Source organism: Nocardia sp. NPDC004722, assembly GCF_053601505.1.
On the sequence record NZ_JBSGBY010000154.1, the window covers coordinates 1 to 14,851 of the forward strand.

14 protein-coding genes are annotated in these 14,851 nt (G+C 67.5%); 2 read left to right on the plus strand and 12 right to left on the minus strand.

What is annotated here, in order from left to right:
• Window positions 1-184: 184 nt before the first annotated feature.
• The 7 genes from ACWELQ_RS17395 to ACWELQ_RS17425 all read right to left on the minus strand — a co-directional run bounded on the left by ACWELQ_RS17395 (window position 185) and on the right by ACWELQ_RS17425 (window position 5,378).
• Entirely contained in the window at window positions 185-1,414 is a 1,230-nt protein-coding gene (locus ACWELQ_RS17395; protein WP_452398064.1) for a cytochrome P450, read from the minus strand.
• Between the two features lie 8 nt (window positions 1,415-1,422).
• Window positions 1,423-1,617 carry a ferredoxin gene (locus tag ACWELQ_RS17400; protein ID WP_452398065.1) on the minus strand — a complete coding sequence of 65 codons (195 nt, stop codon included), beginning with the start codon at window positions 1,615-1,617 and terminating at the stop codon, window positions 1,423-1,425.
• A gap of 145 nt (window positions 1,618-1,762) precedes the next feature.
• Window positions 1,763-2,203, minus strand: a complete 441-nt coding sequence (locus ACWELQ_RS17405; RefSeq protein ID WP_452398066.1) for a hypothetical protein — start codon at window positions 2,201-2,203, stop codon at window positions 1,763-1,765.
• A complete protein-coding gene (locus tag ACWELQ_RS17410; protein WP_452398067.1) occupies window positions 2,190-2,465 on the minus strand; it encodes a hypothetical protein in 276 nt (91 codons plus the stop codon). The genes ACWELQ_RS17405 and ACWELQ_RS17410 overlap by 14 nt, the downstream gene beginning before the upstream one ends.
• 31 nt (window positions 2,466-2,496) lie before the next feature.
• Window positions 2,497-3,972 carry a hypothetical protein gene (locus tag ACWELQ_RS17415; RefSeq protein ID WP_452398068.1) on the minus strand — a complete coding sequence of 492 codons (1,476 nt, stop codon included), beginning with the start codon at window positions 3,970-3,972 and terminating at the stop codon, window positions 2,497-2,499.
• A gap of 4 nt (window positions 3,973-3,976) precedes the next feature.
• On the minus strand, window positions 3,977-4,288 hold the full coding sequence (locus tag ACWELQ_RS17420) for a hypothetical protein (RefSeq protein ID WP_452398069.1): 312 nt from the start codon (window positions 4,286-4,288) through the stop codon (window positions 3,977-3,979).
• A gap of 109 nt (window positions 4,289-4,397) precedes the next feature.
• On the minus strand, window positions 4,398-5,378 hold the full coding sequence (locus ACWELQ_RS17425) for a sigma-70 family RNA polymerase sigma factor (RefSeq protein WP_452398070.1): 981 nt from the start codon (window positions 5,376-5,378) through the stop codon (window positions 4,398-4,400).
• 142 nt (window positions 5,379-5,520) lie between these two features.
• Between ACWELQ_RS17425 and ACWELQ_RS17430 the strand changes: the two genes are divergently transcribed.
• On the plus strand, window positions 5,521-6,105 hold the full coding sequence (locus ACWELQ_RS17430) for a dihydrofolate reductase family protein (protein WP_452398071.1): 585 nt from the start codon (window positions 5,521-5,523) through the stop codon (window positions 6,103-6,105).
• 44 nt (window positions 6,106-6,149) lie between these two features.
• Window positions 6,150-9,251, plus strand: coding sequence for a protein kinase domain-containing protein (locus tag ACWELQ_RS17435; RefSeq protein WP_452398072.1), 3,102 nt, complete (start codon window positions 6,150-6,152; stop codon window positions 9,249-9,251).
• On the opposite strand, the gene ACWELQ_RS17440 is transcribed toward ACWELQ_RS17435, so the two are convergent.
• From ACWELQ_RS17440 to ACWELQ_RS17460, 5 genes are all read right to left on the minus strand, one after another.
• On the minus strand, window positions 9,223-10,374 hold the full coding sequence (locus ACWELQ_RS17440; RefSeq protein ID WP_452398073.1) for a low temperature requirement protein A: 1,152 nt from the start codon (window positions 10,372-10,374) through the stop codon (window positions 9,223-9,225). The genes ACWELQ_RS17435 and ACWELQ_RS17440 overlap by 29 nt on opposite strands.
• Window positions 10,371-11,270 (minus strand): alpha/beta fold hydrolase, encoded by a 900-nt coding sequence (locus ACWELQ_RS17445; protein WP_452398074.1) that lies wholly within the window; start codon window positions 11,268-11,270, stop codon window positions 10,371-10,373. The genes ACWELQ_RS17440 and ACWELQ_RS17445 overlap by 4 nt, the downstream gene beginning before the upstream one ends.
• Before the next feature lie 51 nt (window positions 11,271-11,321).
• Complete coding sequence (yjfF, locus tag ACWELQ_RS17450; RefSeq protein ID WP_452398075.1) at window positions 11,322-12,335, minus strand: galactofuranose ABC transporter, permease protein YjfF; 1,014 nt, start codon at window positions 12,333-12,335, stop codon at window positions 11,322-11,324.
• A complete protein-coding gene (locus tag ACWELQ_RS17455; protein ID WP_452398076.1) occupies window positions 12,332-13,423 on the minus strand; it encodes an ABC transporter permease in 1,092 nt (363 codons plus the stop codon). The genes yjfF and ACWELQ_RS17455 overlap by 4 nt, the downstream gene beginning before the upstream one ends.
• Window positions 13,420-14,851 (minus strand): sugar ABC transporter ATP-binding protein (locus tag ACWELQ_RS17460; RefSeq protein ID WP_452398077.1); only part of this gene is annotated, 1,432 nt, incomplete at its 5' end. The genes ACWELQ_RS17460 and ACWELQ_RS17455, both read right to left, overlap by 4 nt.

The window sequence follows — 14,851 nt, forward strand, 5'->3', positions numbered from 1 at the left end:
CTCGATCACAGCGTCGCGCTACAGTCCGTGACCGCCGATTGCGCCGACTGGCAACAACTACCCCTACCAGCCACCGCGCCCGCCGCACGCATGACCACTCTGCACGGGAATCTGCTGCTGGCCACCACCGACGACGACCGCAGCAGACTCTGGTTGCACGCCCTGCCCTGACGGCAGGACGCGATCACCAGGCGACCGGCAGCGACACGACGCCGTAAACCATGGCGTCCCACTTGAATTCGATCTCCTGCACCGGCGCGGTCAGCCGCAGCCGCGGCACGCGGCGGAACAGCGTCTGCAACACCATGCCCAGCTCGAGTCGGGCCAACTGCAGCCCGATGCACTGGTGGCGACCCGAGCCGAACGACAGGTGCGCCCCGGCGTTCTCACGCGCCACATCCAGCCGCTCCGGATCGGTGAAGACCTTCGCGTCGAAATTGGCCGACGCCAGATCGAACACGATCGGATCGCCCGCCGCGATCACCTGACCGGCGACCTCGATATCCTCGGCCGCGACCCGGCGCAGCCCGGTGTCCACGATGGTCATGTAGCGGATCAGCTCGTCGACCGCGTTGCCCAGCACCACCGGATCATCGGTGTCGCGGATGACGGCCAGCTGCTCGGGCTGATCCAGCAGCGCGATCACCGACAGCGCGATCATGTTCGCGGTGGTCTCGTGCCCGGCGACCAGAATGCCGACCGCCTGCAGCGCGGCCTCCCACACCTGCAGCTCACCGGAGTTCACCAGCTCCGCCACGTCCGAGAGCAGATCCTCGGCCGGGTTCGCGGTCTTGGTCTCGATCAGCTTGTTGAGGAAGCCCAGCATCTCCAGCGTCGACTGCTGCTGCTCCTCGGCGGAAGCCTGTCCGCCGAAACCCAATTCGGTGGCCTGCTGGAAGAACGCGTGATCCTCGTACGGCACACCCAGCAGCTCGCAGATCATCAGCGACGGCACCGGCAGCGACAGCAACGCCACCAGATCGCCCGAGTTCCCGCCCGCCAACATGGCGTCGATGGTCTCGTCGATGTGCTTCTGGATATTGGGCCGCATGGCCTCCAGCCGCTTGGGCGTGAACGGCTTGGCCAGCATGCGCCGGTAGCGGGCATGATCGGCGCCGTCGGTATTGAACATGGTGCGCGGGCTCATCTCCGCGACAGCCTTCATACCCTCGTGAATGTGCGGGTAGTTCGGGTGGTGATTGTCGGCGCTGACCCGCGCGTCGGCGAACAGCTCCCGCGCCACCGCGTAATCGGTGATCAGCCAGGGCCGCTTGCCCTCCCAGGTGCGGACGGTGGAAATCGGCCCCGCGGCAGCGAGTTCGGCGATCTCGGCGGCCGGGCGGAACGGGCAGGTCGCCGCGCGGCGACCCGGGTAGAAGGTCGGCTCCGCGGCCTCGACAGATGAATCAGTCATGCTCAGGGTCAATCCTCGATCTGTATCGCGCGGGCGGGACAGAACTCGGCGGCCGAGCGCACCGCGTGCGCCAGCTCCGCGGCCGGATTCGCATCGAGCAGAACCACGACGCCGTCGTCCTCGCTCTGATCGAAAACCCGCCCGGCCCGCGCGACGCAATGACCCGAGGCGATACACCGCTCACCACTGACGGCCACTCTCACACCGAGCCCCCACCCTCCTGAAGAACACGTTGCCGCAAGGACTTTGACGGCGCGTGATGCTAACACGCGAAATCCCTCGATGCGGGCCTCAATTCGCCCCGCTCGGGTGGATCAATCAGTCGCCGAACCTGTTCCAGTCCGGTCCTCAGGCGATCACTCGTGCCGCCACTGCCGGAACGAATACCACCAGCATCGCGTAGACGAGGAGGCCCGCACAGACCAATGCCCAGGACCAGGGAACGACCTTGCGGAAGCCGGGGAACGGCAAGGCGATCAGGCAACTGGCGACCCCGGCGAGTATTACCAGCCAAGCCGGTCGGACCAGCACCACGGTCAGCATGACCAGCACGCCGATGAGCGGCGAGTAGCCCGAGAAGTTCGGTGCCGCGCTCACTCGCGTCACGGCGCCGGGATCGTCTGCGCGGGCGCGCTGTCCAGCCAGCATCCGGCAGCGCGGGCACTCCGACGCGGTGGTGACCGTCGCCGGATCCGGGTTCCGGGAACCGTGCTGCGGGCGATACGCCGCACTACTCGGGCAGCCACGACTGTGCCGCACGAAGATTCGCGACAGGTCAGGAAAGGCCATGGACCATCCATCCCACGAGGTAGACGACCAGCATTCCGGCAGCCCCGATCGCGCCCGCCCGCGCGACTCGCCACGGCAACAGCCACAGCACGGCAGCCAGCCCGGCGAGCACACCCGTCGCGACACCGCGATGCCCGGCTGAACCGGTCACCACGCCCTTTGCGTCCAGCACGGCCACCACCAACTGCGCGACCGCCTGCGAGACCGGAATGAGGAAGGTAGCCAGCGCCCACCAGCCCGGCGAATCCAGGCGCGTGCGCATCACATACGGATGAATCGTCGAATCCTTTCGCTCAACGGGCCGGAACCGGCGGCGGAGTCGGCACGACGCCGGGTGTGGCCGCCTGGGGTGGAGCGGGTGGCGACGGCGGCGGATCGGGCACATACGGCGGTGCCACCGAGATCTTCGGCGGAGCATCCGCCGACCCGAGCAGCGTAGGGCGCTGCTCGGGAACCAGCCGCAGCGGGCTGCCGTCGGTCGGCTCCGCCGGATAGATCAGGCTGTTGACGCCGCTGTAGTTGCCGACATGATTACGTTCCCCGAACGGCAGATTGGTCATGGGTCCGGCCTGCGACATCGTCGCTTCCTGATTGAACAACTGCACGGTCGTGCCGTCAGGCTTGTACTGATACCCCTCCGCGCTCGGATACGAGGTCACCATGCCGTCGACGCCGAGATTCCCGCCGCTCAATGGCGTCAGCATCATCGTGCCCGCGACCTGCGCGACCGGCTTGGACAGCGACGGCGCGAACGGATCGGCGGCGGCGTAGCGAATCTGCATCGCGCCGTCGACACCTTGCACCGCACTGACTCTGGGATTGCCCGCACCCGCGTCCTTGCCGTCGGTGGACATCGACGGATTCTGGCGGGCGACGAGAATCCCGTGGTCAAGATCGGCGAACACCGACACGCGCGACGCCTCCGCCGGCACTGTCGCAGAAGGGCCCCGAATGTCACCGACATCGTGCGGTGTCAGGCGGCCGTCGACCCAGTCCGCCGGATTGGTATCCATATTCTGGACTTCCGGCGAGGGAATGTAGAGATTCTGCCGGTAAACACCGCCGCCCGGCACTGGATTGAAGGTCGCCACAACCACATTCGATTCCACACCGCGATATTTCGGGTCATAGGTGTGCGGGTCGAGCGCATCCGCCATCCGCCATTCGTTCTCCGTGACCGGGTCCCGGTGATAGACATTGCGGAAAGCGGCAATCTGATTCCCGCGGCGATCGATCTCGTTGTCGCCCTTGGAAGAATCCAATGGCAGCCGTCCATCCGCGCCATTGATCAGCGTGGCCAGATCCTGATCGAATCGCGCGCCGTCGAGAATCACACTGTCGACTCGCTGCTGTAAATCGCTGACCTTTCGGTGATAGTCGTTCACCTGCTGTGCCGTCCAACCGGATGTATCCGGCGGATTCGGGTCGGAGACCTTCCCACTGCCCGGATCGATGACAAGATGCTCGCTGTCGGCAGTGTGCTGGCAATCCACCGCCGTCTTCTTGAGCGCGACCGCTTCGTCGTAGCAGTTGCGAGCCGCCTGGCCCACACGTGCGACTTCCTGACCATGTGAATCGATATCGACCCGCGTGCGCCCGACCGCGGTGCGGGCCGCATCGGAGGCGGCGCCCTGCCAGGTGTGCAGGGTGTCGAGCCCTTTCAAGGAATCTCCGAACGTCGTGCACGTTCCGTGCGCCGACGTGCAGATCCGGAAGATCTCCTGCAGCTGCTCGGGATCGAATTTCAGCACTTCACCGAAGGTCACCATCGCGTCAGAGATCCAGCGACGAGGTTCCGGTCGCCTCGCGCAACACGGTGGCATTCGTTCGATCCATGACCGCGAAAGCCGTAGCCGCAGTGTGGATATCCTGCCCGTGCCGGTCCGAATTCTGGGTGAGCTCGCCGACCGTCTGCCGCCAGGAATCGACCCGGCTCGCCAATGCGGCGCGGGAAGCGGCGAGCATGTTCCCGGAAAAGTCCTCGAGTTCGGTGTGATGCTGGGCGAAAGCCTCGGTGGCATCGGTGGATGCTGTGCGAATCGATGCCCCGACTACATGCAGGTCGACCGGCCCGACTTCGAACACCCTCAACACCCCCTGAATACCTGGCTACCCGAATTCCTCATTGGGAAGGAATTGTCATCATGATCGAATCGAGACAATAACATGAAGACCGGATGGTGACGCTTTCCGGTCAGTTTCGGTGTTCGTAGTCCAGGCCGAAGGTGGGGAAGACTGTGGTTTCGAAGAGGGTCAGGGCGGAGATGTGGTTGCCGGTGCAGGTCAGGACTATGAGGCAGGAGGGTTGGAGGCCGGTGGGGGTGTGTTGGTAAGCGCCGAATGCCGGTTGGCCGTTGGCTCGGGTTGGGATCAAGACGAACTGGCGGCCTGAGGCGAAGACGAGGGCGAGGAAGTGGGCCACGAGGGCGCGGCCCTCGTATTCGAGGGGGATCGGGGGCATCGACATGAAGACGGTGTCGGTCAACAAGGTCACTAATCCGTCGATGTCGGCGGATTCGTAGGCGGTGACGAACTTGGCCACGATCGCGTCCTCGGCGGGCGGCGCGCTGGTTGTCGGCAGTCGGCGCTGGAGTCCCGCGCGGGCGCGTTTGAGCGTGCTCTTGACGGAATCTACTGTCGTGTCCAGCATTTCGGCTACCTCCTGAGCGCGGAAGCCGAGGACGTCGCGCAGGATCAGGACGGTGAGCTGGCGTGGCGGCAGGATCTGGAGGGCGGTCACGAATGCCAGGGAGATGGATTCGGTCTGCTCGTAGCGTGCTTCCGGGCCGAGCGGCACGGTGATCGCGCCCTCCAGCAGGGTGTCGGGATAGGGCTCGAGCCACGGGATTTCGCCGAGTCGGGTGGGTTCCGGCGGTTCGATACCCGGGATGTCCCACTGTTTGGCAGGACGTCGGCGCGCGGAGCGCAGGGCATCCAGGCAGCGGTTGGTGGCGATGCGGTAGAGCCAGGTGCGCAGGGAGGAGCGCCCGTCGAATCCCTCGAGACCTCGCCACGCGGCGAGCATCGTGTCCTGGAGCGCGTCCTCGGCGTCCTGGAACGAGCCCAGCATCCGATAGCAGTGCACCTGCAACTCGCGACGGTGCGGCTCGGTCAGCGCCCGGAACGCTTCGCCGTCACCGGCCCGCGCCCGCGATATCAGGTCCGTTCGCGCCAATGCCACTCCCGCAAGCTCATTCCCCGTGTGCAGTTCCATGCTGTATGGACGCCGCCCGAGACGCGAAGGGGGCGCGCCCCCTTTTCCGCCGCCGCGACGTCTGAACCAGTGCTATCCGACACCAGGTCCAAGGAGCACGAAAATGGGAAAGATCGTCATCAGCGCCAATGCCACTCTCGACGGGGTCGTCCAGGACCCGGACGGCCAGGAAGGCTTCGAACTCGGCGGCTGGTTCCACCGATTCGCGGGCGGCAAGGACTTCGAGGAGTGGGGTGCGCGCGAAACGGAGGAAGCGTGGGGCGCCGAAGCGCTGCTGCTCGGCAGGCGCAGCAGCGAGTGGTTCGAGACCCGGATGCCGGCATTCGAGGCCCGCGTCGGCCGCGCATGGGCGGACAGGATGCAGAGCATCCCCAAGTACGTCGTCTCATCGACGCTCGAGGATCCGCAGTGGAACAACACCACGGTCCTCACCGGCGATGCGGCAAAGGAGGTTTCGGAGTTGAAGCGGAAGACAGCCGGGGAAATCCTGGTCTACGGCAGCTATCAGCTCGTGCGCACACTGATCGCCCAGCACCTGGCCGATGAACTGCGACTGGTGATCTTCCCCGTCGTCCTGGGCACCGGTCAGCGGCTCTTCGACGACACCACCGCCGCAAAGCCGCTCCACCTCGCCGACACCCGCAGACTCGGTGACGGACTGCTGCTGAACACCTTCGAATTCGGGTAGGCCCAACGCCGGTCCATGATCGACTTCTCGCTAGCCTTGAAAACGTGTCGGTCGGTAGGAAATTCGTCTCGGTGCTGACCCAACAGGCGGCGCGCGATCTGGGGCTCCAGCGCTACTGGCCGGCGGGGATCCTGCTGTTGGTGATGCTGCAGACCTGCCACCGAGACGCCCGAACCTTTCCCGCAGCCGTCGGCCTGGACGGTGACCGGCTGTCCGACGAACTCGGCGAGCTGCGGGAACTGGTGCGCCGCGCCGGAATCGATCTCGATCGTGCCGTCGAGGCGAGTGCCCGCAAGTGGCGTGCGGAGCGATCCGCGCCCTGGAACGAGGACGAGCCACGGCTGCGCCCGCACACCCAGGTGTCCCTGATCTACGCGGCGACGCAGGATCTCGCGCGGGCCGACCCGCGTGCCGTGACCGCCGACGGCGAGGTGGAGCCGAGGGTCGCCCATCTGTTCCTGGCCGTACTGGACCATCCGGACGGCACTGTGCACGAATTGATTCGAGCGCTGGGCACCGAAGTCGGGATCGCCCGCGAAGCCGCGGCCGTGCCCGGCGACGAATGGGTCCGCGGCGAGGTGGTGGCCGACCGCTACGAGGTGACCGATGTCATCACCGCCGGTGGCATGGGCGTGGTGTACCGCGTCTTCCACCGCGACTGGGGCATCGACCTGGCCGTGAAGGCCCCGCGGGCGTCCTCTTTCACAGACCCGGAGATCATCGCGTCGTTCGAGGCGGAGGCCCGCGCCTGGCTCGAACTCGGCGAGCACCCGAACGTCGTCGCCTGCACCTATGTCTCCCGATATCGCGGGCTGCCACGGGTATTCGCGGAGTGGATGCCCGGCGGCAGTCTCACCGACGCGATCGAGAACCGCGACCTCTACGCCGATGGGCACCGGATCGCCCTCGAACGCGTCCTCGACATCGCCATCCAGAGCGCCCGGGGGCTCGCGCACGTCCATGCGTGCGGTCTCGTGCACCAGGACGTGAAGCCCGGAAACATCTTGCTCGCCACGGAATCGGGCGGGACGACGGCGGCGAAGGTCACCGATATCGGACTGGCCCGCGCGTGGACCGTCGGCCCGGCCCGGGTGGTCGAGCACTGGCGCGAGGCGATCGACCTGGCGGGCACCGTCGCGGCCGGATATGCGGGCATGACCCCGGCCTACTGCTCCCCCGAACAATACGAATGGTCCACGGGCGCAGGGCAACTGCTCGATCGGGCGACCGATATCTGGTCGTGGGCGGCCACCGTGGTGGCCATGTTCACCGGCCTGCGGCCGACCGAGCTCGGCACCCGGACACCGGCGGTGCTGGCGCGACTGGTGAACGGCGACTACGTCCCCGGCGCACAGCCCGGCCCGGACGTGCCGCCGCTGCCCCACGAGATCGCCGAGGTTCTCGCGGAATGCCTTCAGCCGCACGCCCATCGCCCGCGCGACATCGCCGCGGTAGCCGACCGGCTGGCGGCAGCCCAGCAACGGATCTTCGGTCGCGGCTACCGCCGCCCGGTTCCGAAACCGGCACCGCGCTCGCCTGAGAACGCCATCAACGAGGCGCTGTCGTGGGTCGAGCTGGGCGAACTCGACGCGGCCCGCCGGATTCTGACCATCGTGCTCGACCAGGATCCGTCCCACCCATACGCGGTATTCCACCTCAACCGGCTCGCCTGGAAGTCCGGCCTCCTCTCCGACCTGCACATGCGAGATTCCGTCCTCGCACTGCAACGCGCCAGCCCCTTGGATCCGGTTCACGAATTACTGCTCGCGGCAGTCGATCTGGAACGGTGCGACGGTGACCGGGCACGCGAGGCCCTCGCCCTGCTCCCCTACCGAATGCCCCACGACCCCATGGCCGAGCGACTGCGGACCCTGTCGCTCGACCGACAGGTGCTGGGCACACCGTCCACCACACACCTGGGCGGACCGATCTCCGAACTGGTGGTCGCCGAGCATGAGTGGATCGCCGCCGTGGTCGGCCGTTCAGTTCACCTCTACGGTCCGATGCTGCGCTCGGGACCCGTCATCACACCGCCGGGCGAGGCGCCGGTCGTGATGGCGCTGAATCCCGCCGACCACACCGTGACCATCGGCTGCGACGGCACGGCCTACGTGCACGACATCGAATCCGGCACGCTCACAAACGAATACCGTTCGGCGACCACCGACCCATCGTCGACCCGGGCCAACGGCGTCAGTCGCGACGGTTCGCTTGCCGTAGCCGGCACCGCCGACGGCGCGGTACTGCTGACGGAGACCGCGACCGGCCGTATACTGCGCACCTTCGACGCCACCGGCGAACCCGTGACCCACGCGTATCTGGCCGACCGGACCGTGGTGGTGGCCCGCGCGGACGGCTCGATCACCAAATACCCGATCTCCCGCCCCGCCGACGCGACATTGATTCTGCCCCAGCCGGGTTGGCGTCAGCGCCGTACGGCCATCGATGCCGCCGTCCACCACACGCGGCAACTGCTGCGCGACGGAGACCTCGCGGGCGCGCGGGCCAGTCTGCGTCGGACACAGCGACTTCCGGCCGCCGACCGGGATCTCGACATGGTCGCCCTGCGCCGCACGGTCTTCGGACCCCACCGCGGCGCTTTCCGTGCCCTGTGGCCGCGCCTGCTGGGTGTCGGCCTCTGCGCCGAAGCCCGACTCGACCCCGACGGCAGCCGGGTCGCGATCCGTCCCCTGCACGGCACGGATTCCGACTGCCTCTGGGTCGACACCATCACCGGGCATCGCACCCCCGCACCGGGTATGCCTCCGCGTGCCGCGACTTCACCGCGTACTCGGCCCCCGCGCGGCGACATCGCTGTCGAGGCGGTGCGGACCAGCCGCGACGGACGAGTCGCCTTACTGACCGGGGTGGACGGTTCCCATACAGTCTGGTATCCGGAGCAGGCAAGAGCCGGTGCCGCACTTGGTCCCGGGCCGGTGAGCGCGGCGGCCCTGTCCGCCGACGGCACCTTCGCGATCGTCTACCGTAGTGGACTTCGTCTGCTGGACATCGAGACCGGTGAACTCTTCGGCACCGCCGACGACAGGATCACGGATCTGACCGACATCCAGCTGTCCGACGACGGCAGAGTGGCAATCACCATGGAAGGCAGGAAGATCACGCTCTGGGAACTGGTCTGGGACTGACCGCCTCCGTGGCCTCGTTGGTCGGGCGCGCTTCCAAGGCGGAGGCGACAGCGAGCACAGCGGTCAGCACCACCAGGACAGCGGTGAAGGGGACGTGCGGGGCCAAGGGCAGCAGCGACAGGATCAATGCCGCAGTGATCAGCCGGTGTACGACCACACCCTCACCGAAGCCGACAAAGGCAGCGCGGGTCACGGCGCTCGCGGCGAGGAAGACGATCACCCCGCCGAGCAGGCATGCGGCCGCGGTGAGGCCGAGATGCGCACTGCCCGTGGCCACCGCGAGGCCGATCGACGCCCCCGTCAACGCCAGCCCGAGCTGAAGCGGCAGGTGCCCGAAAGTATAGGCGTGCAACAACTTTCCGCCCCGGTTCAGGGCCGCGTGCGCGCCGGGCCGGGTGCTACCGGCATTGAAGTAGGTCCACCAGAGGCAGGCGGTGAGACCGAAGGCCGCGATGCCGGTCAGCGCGGCCACGGGCGTCGGATGCGCCTGGGTCAGCCCGCCGATGCAGCCGAGCACCGATTCACCCAGCATGATGATGGTGAAGGCCCCGAACCGTTCTCGCAGATGTTCGGCCTCGTGCGAGACGCGCGCGATGGATCGGCCCGCGAACAGAGGCAGCAGCAGTTCGAAGACCATGGCGGCCGCCCACGCCGCATATCGCGCCGCGCCGTGCACCAGCAGCAGACCACCCAGCCAGATGGCCGCGCTGACCAGCGAACCCCGCGCATAGGCGCGCAACACCGGCCACAACGCGGTCCCGCCGCGCGCATCCCAGGCGTAGAGCGCCGCGACACCCGCACGCGCCCATAGATATCCGCCCACGAACCCCGCCGCCGCGCCCGCCGAACCACCCACCTCACCGGCGCACATCGCCATCGCGATGATCCCGGCCCAACCGGCCATGGCGAGGAGGCGATGCGCCGCGGTGTCACGATCGGCACGATTGGCCTGCACCGCGTACAACACCCACGACCACCACACCGGCACGAACAGCCCCGCCGCCGCGGCGATCGATCCGGCCGTCGGGTGTGCTCCGATTCGATGAGTGAGCTGCCCGATGGCGGCGGCGAAGACCAAGTCCCCGAACAGTTCGAACCAGGTGGCCCGGCGTGGAGCGATCACCGGCCGAAGAATTCGATCAGATGGGCGGCCACCGTCTCGGGTTGCTCCTCGGCCAGATAGTGGCCGCTGTCGGCGATCTCGTAGCGGGTGACGTCGGTGGCGCGGCTGGCGAGCGCCTCCGGCAGATCCGTGTGGCCGGTGAAATAGAGGGCAGCCGTGGGCATTTCGAGAGGCTCGTATTTCGAGCCGTCTTCGATATCCGAGGGAAGCGCTTGGTACCAGCCGGTGGCGGCACGAATATTCGCGCGCCGCGAGTAGGCCGCCGCATAGATCTCGCGGGCACGCTCGTCGATGGCCGAGGGATCACGCAGGTTGCGGTTGCACAGATAGTCGACCAGAACCCGGCCCCGGCCCTCCAAGAGATCCTCGGGAACCCCGGCGACCTGATTGAACGCGAACCACCAACGATGCCGGGGCCGCTCGCCGGAATGCGGAAGGAGCGGAAACGAATACAGGGATTCGTCCGGGTGCGGTTCCTCCAGCAGCGCCAGCTTGCGGACGGATTCCGGGTGATTGGCGGCCAAGCTGAACGCCACCATCGAGCCGATGTCATGGCCCGCCACGAACGCGGAGGCATAGCCCAACCGCCGGATCAGCTGGTGAATGTCCTCGGCCATGGTCTTCTTGTCGTACCCGCCCGCGGGCGTGGCCGAAGCACCCATGCCCCGGATCTCGACGGTGATCACCCGGAAATGCTCGGCCAGCAACGGCATGATCTTGCGGGCCTGCCACCACGTCTGGGGCCAACCGGGCAGCAGCACGAGCGGCTCGCCCTCGCCTCCCGCGACGTAGTGCAGGACGACGCCGTTCACCTCGACACGGTGGCTGTGAAAATCTCCGGGCAATGACTGTGCCAGCACGGCATCGGAGTCCGCGTCGTGGTCGTTGGTCGTCACACCGCGAAGTCTCCCCGCGACCGCTGGCAAGCCGCTGGCAGCCGCGGGCATTCATTTGCGGGAGCGGCCGCCGAGGCTGCGCTGCAACAGGATGAATACCAGCAGCAAGGCCCCGATGACGATCTTGGTCCACCAGGAGCTCAGCGTGCCCTGGAAGCTGATGATGGTCTGGATGACGCCGAGGGTGAGAACGCCGAGCACAGAGCCCAGCACGAATCCCGTACCGCCGGAGAGCAAGGTGCCGCCGATCACCACCGCGGCAATGGCGTCCAACTCCATGCCCACGGCGTGCAGACTCCACCCCGAGAGGGTGTAGAAGGTGAACAGGATCCCGCCCAGCGCCGAGCAGCCGCCGCTGATGGCGTAGGCGGCGATCTTGGTGCGCGCCACGGGAAGTCCCATCATCACCGCGGACTGTTCGTTGCCGCCGAGCGCATAGACGGTGCGACCCAGCCGGGTGTAATGCAGCACCACGAAGGCCGCCCCCACCACGGCCAGCGCCACCAGCATGCTCACCGAGACGAACACGCTCGAGCCCAGATGGATGCGCTGCTGGGCCAGCCGGGTGTAGGTGGGGTCGGTGATGGTGATGGAATCGGTGCTGATCACATACGACAGGCCGCGGGCGAGGAACATGCCCGCCAGGGTGACGATGAACGGCTGGATCTCGAAGTAGTGGATCACCGCGCCCATCCCCGCGCCGAATACGGTGCCGCCCACCAGGATCAGCGCCATCACCACCGGGGCCGGCCAGTGGTGCACGGTGACCAGCCAGGCGGAGATCACGGTGCAGACCGCGAGCACCGCGCCGACGGACAGATCGATGCCGCCGGTGAGGATCACGAAGGTCATGCCGACGGCCAGCACCAGCAGAAAGGCGTTGTCGATGAACAGGTTCACGAAGACCTGGGGGTAGCCGAAGGCCGGGTAGCGGGCCACGCCGATGCCGTACATGATCACGAACAAGGCCGCGGTGACCAGTACCGGCGTATAGCGTTCGCCCCGCGAGACCAGGCTTTTCAGCGCCGGAACCGGCCGGGTGGGGGCGGCGACGGGTGCGTTCATCGGTGGACGGTCTCCTGTTCGCTGGGCGTGCCGGTGGTCGCGGTGTTCTCGGACTCGAGTGCGGCCGTCGTGCGCGGCCGGTCCGGGCGGGCGCGAAACACCTTGGCCCGGAACACCGGTGACTGGATCAGGCAGACGGCGATCACGACGAGCGCCTTGAACAGCAGCGTGGTCTCCGGCGGGACGCCGATGGTGTAGATGGTGGTGGTCAGCGTCTGGATCACCAACGCGCCCAACACCGTGCCGCCGAGATGGAACCGCCCTCCGGTGAGCGCCGTGCCACCGAGGACGACGGCTAGGATGGCATCGAGTTCGATCCACAGCCCGGCATTGTTGCTGTCGGCCGCGGAGACATTGGAGCTGATCATGAGACCGGCCACCGCCGCGCAGCACGCGCACACCACGTACACCCCGGCGATCAGCCCGCCCGCCCTGATCCCCACCAGCCGCGAGGCCTCGGCAATGCCGCCGACCGACTCCAACAGCAGGCCGAGCGCGGTGCGACGCAACAGCAACGCCACCAGCACGGTGACCGCCGCCGCGATCAGCACCGGTACCGGCATGGTCAGCAGGAAACCGCCGCCGATCACGTGGTAGGGCCCGCTGTTGACGGTGATGATCTGCCCCTGGGTGATCAGCTGAGCCAACCCGCGCCCGGCCACCATGAGAATCAGCGTCGCGACAATCGGCTGAATGCGGAAGCGCGCCACCAGAATTCCGTTCCACAGGCCCAGGGCGGCGGCCACCGCGAGCGCGATCGCGACGGCCGCGAGGACGCCCCCGATCGCGCCGGGATCGGTCAGCTTCTGGATGCGCAGGCAGGCCAGCGCCCCGGCGATGGCCACCACCGCACCCACCGACAGATCGATGCCCCGGGTGGCGATGACCAGCGTCATGCCCACCGAGATCAGCACCAGCGGTGCGCCGTAGCGCAGAATGTCGATCGGGCCGCCGTAGAGATGGCCGTCCTGCATGCGCACGGCCAGAAAACCCGGCGTGTGCACGACATCGACCATCAACAACGCGACCAGCGCGACAACCGGCCAGACGAGCCGATGACGGAGCAGCGCGAAGGCCCGGGCTCTCATGAGATCTCCCCGCTGGCAATGGTTTCCATGAGACGATCCATCGTCAGCGCCGCGTCGTTGGGCAGTTCCGCGACGAGTCGGCGGTCGCGCAGCACTTCGATCTTGTGTGACAGGCGCAGCACCTCCTCGAGCTCGGCGGAGATGAACAGCACGGCCATTCCTTCCTCGGACAGCGACAGCACCAAGCGCTGGATCTCGGTTTTCGCGCCGATATCGATACCGCGGGTGGGCTCGTCGAGGATCAGCAGCCGGGGCTGGGTCACCAGCCAGCGCGCCAGCAGCACCTTCTGCTGATTCCCGCCCGAGAGCGCCTTGACCGGCAGCGTCGGGTCGGCGGGTGTGATCCGCAGGGCGGCAATGTATTTCGACACCCATTCGTCCCGCTGCCGGGCCGGGATCGGTCGCGCCCAGCCCCGCGCAGCCTGCGCGGCGAGCAGGATGTTCTCTGCCACCGACAGCTCGAGGATCAAACCCTGCGTCTTGCGATCCTCCGGGCAGAACGCCAGGCCCTGCGCGACCGCGGCGCGCGGTGACCGCAGTGGGCCGTTCGCACCGGCTATCGTGACCTCCCCGGTGACCGCGCGATCGGCGCCGAACAGCAGCCGCACCGCCTCGGTGCGCCCGGATCCGAGCAGTCCGGCCAGGCCGACCACCTCGCCCGCGTGCACCGCCAGATCGAAGGGCGCGACCGAGTTTCGCCGCCCGCTCACCCCGCTGGCGGTCAGCACCGGCACGGGGTCGGAGCTGCGGGCGCGCGGCCCCTCGTGCTGGGTGCTCTCCTGCTCGATCTCGTCGAGCGTGCCGGCCGCGCTGCCGAGCATGCGGGCGACGAGACTCTTGTGCGTCAGCTCGGCCACCGCGTACTCCCCCACCAGGGTTCCGTTGCGCAGCACCGTCGCTCGATCGCACAGGGCGAAGATCTGGTCCAGGAAATGGGTGACGAACAGGATCGCGACGCCGTCGGCGGCCAGGCGGCGCATGAGCGCGAACAGCTGCCGCGCCTCACCGGCGTCCAGTGACGAGGTGGGCTCGTCGAGCACCAGCACCCGCGCGTCCAGGTCCACGGCCCGTACGATCGCGATGAGCTGTTGCACCGCCAGGGAATACGAGCCGAGCGGCGCGGTGACATCGACATCCAGACCCAGGCGGGCCACCAGCGCGGTGGCGGCCCGGCGCATGACGCGGAAGCGCACCATTCCGGCCCGCCGCGGTTCGCGGCCGATGTAGATGTTCTCCGCGACCGAGAGGTTCGGGCACAGGTTCACCTCCTGGTAGACGGTGCTCACCCCGGCGCGCTGGGCCTGCTGGGGTCCGCTGAAGCGCACCGGCTGTCCGTCGAACCGATCGGAATAGATCCGCCGGGCGGCCGGTTGATCAGATTCGCTGGCGTCGGAACAGCCCCGGGCCGCACCCTTCGTCGCTACGAGC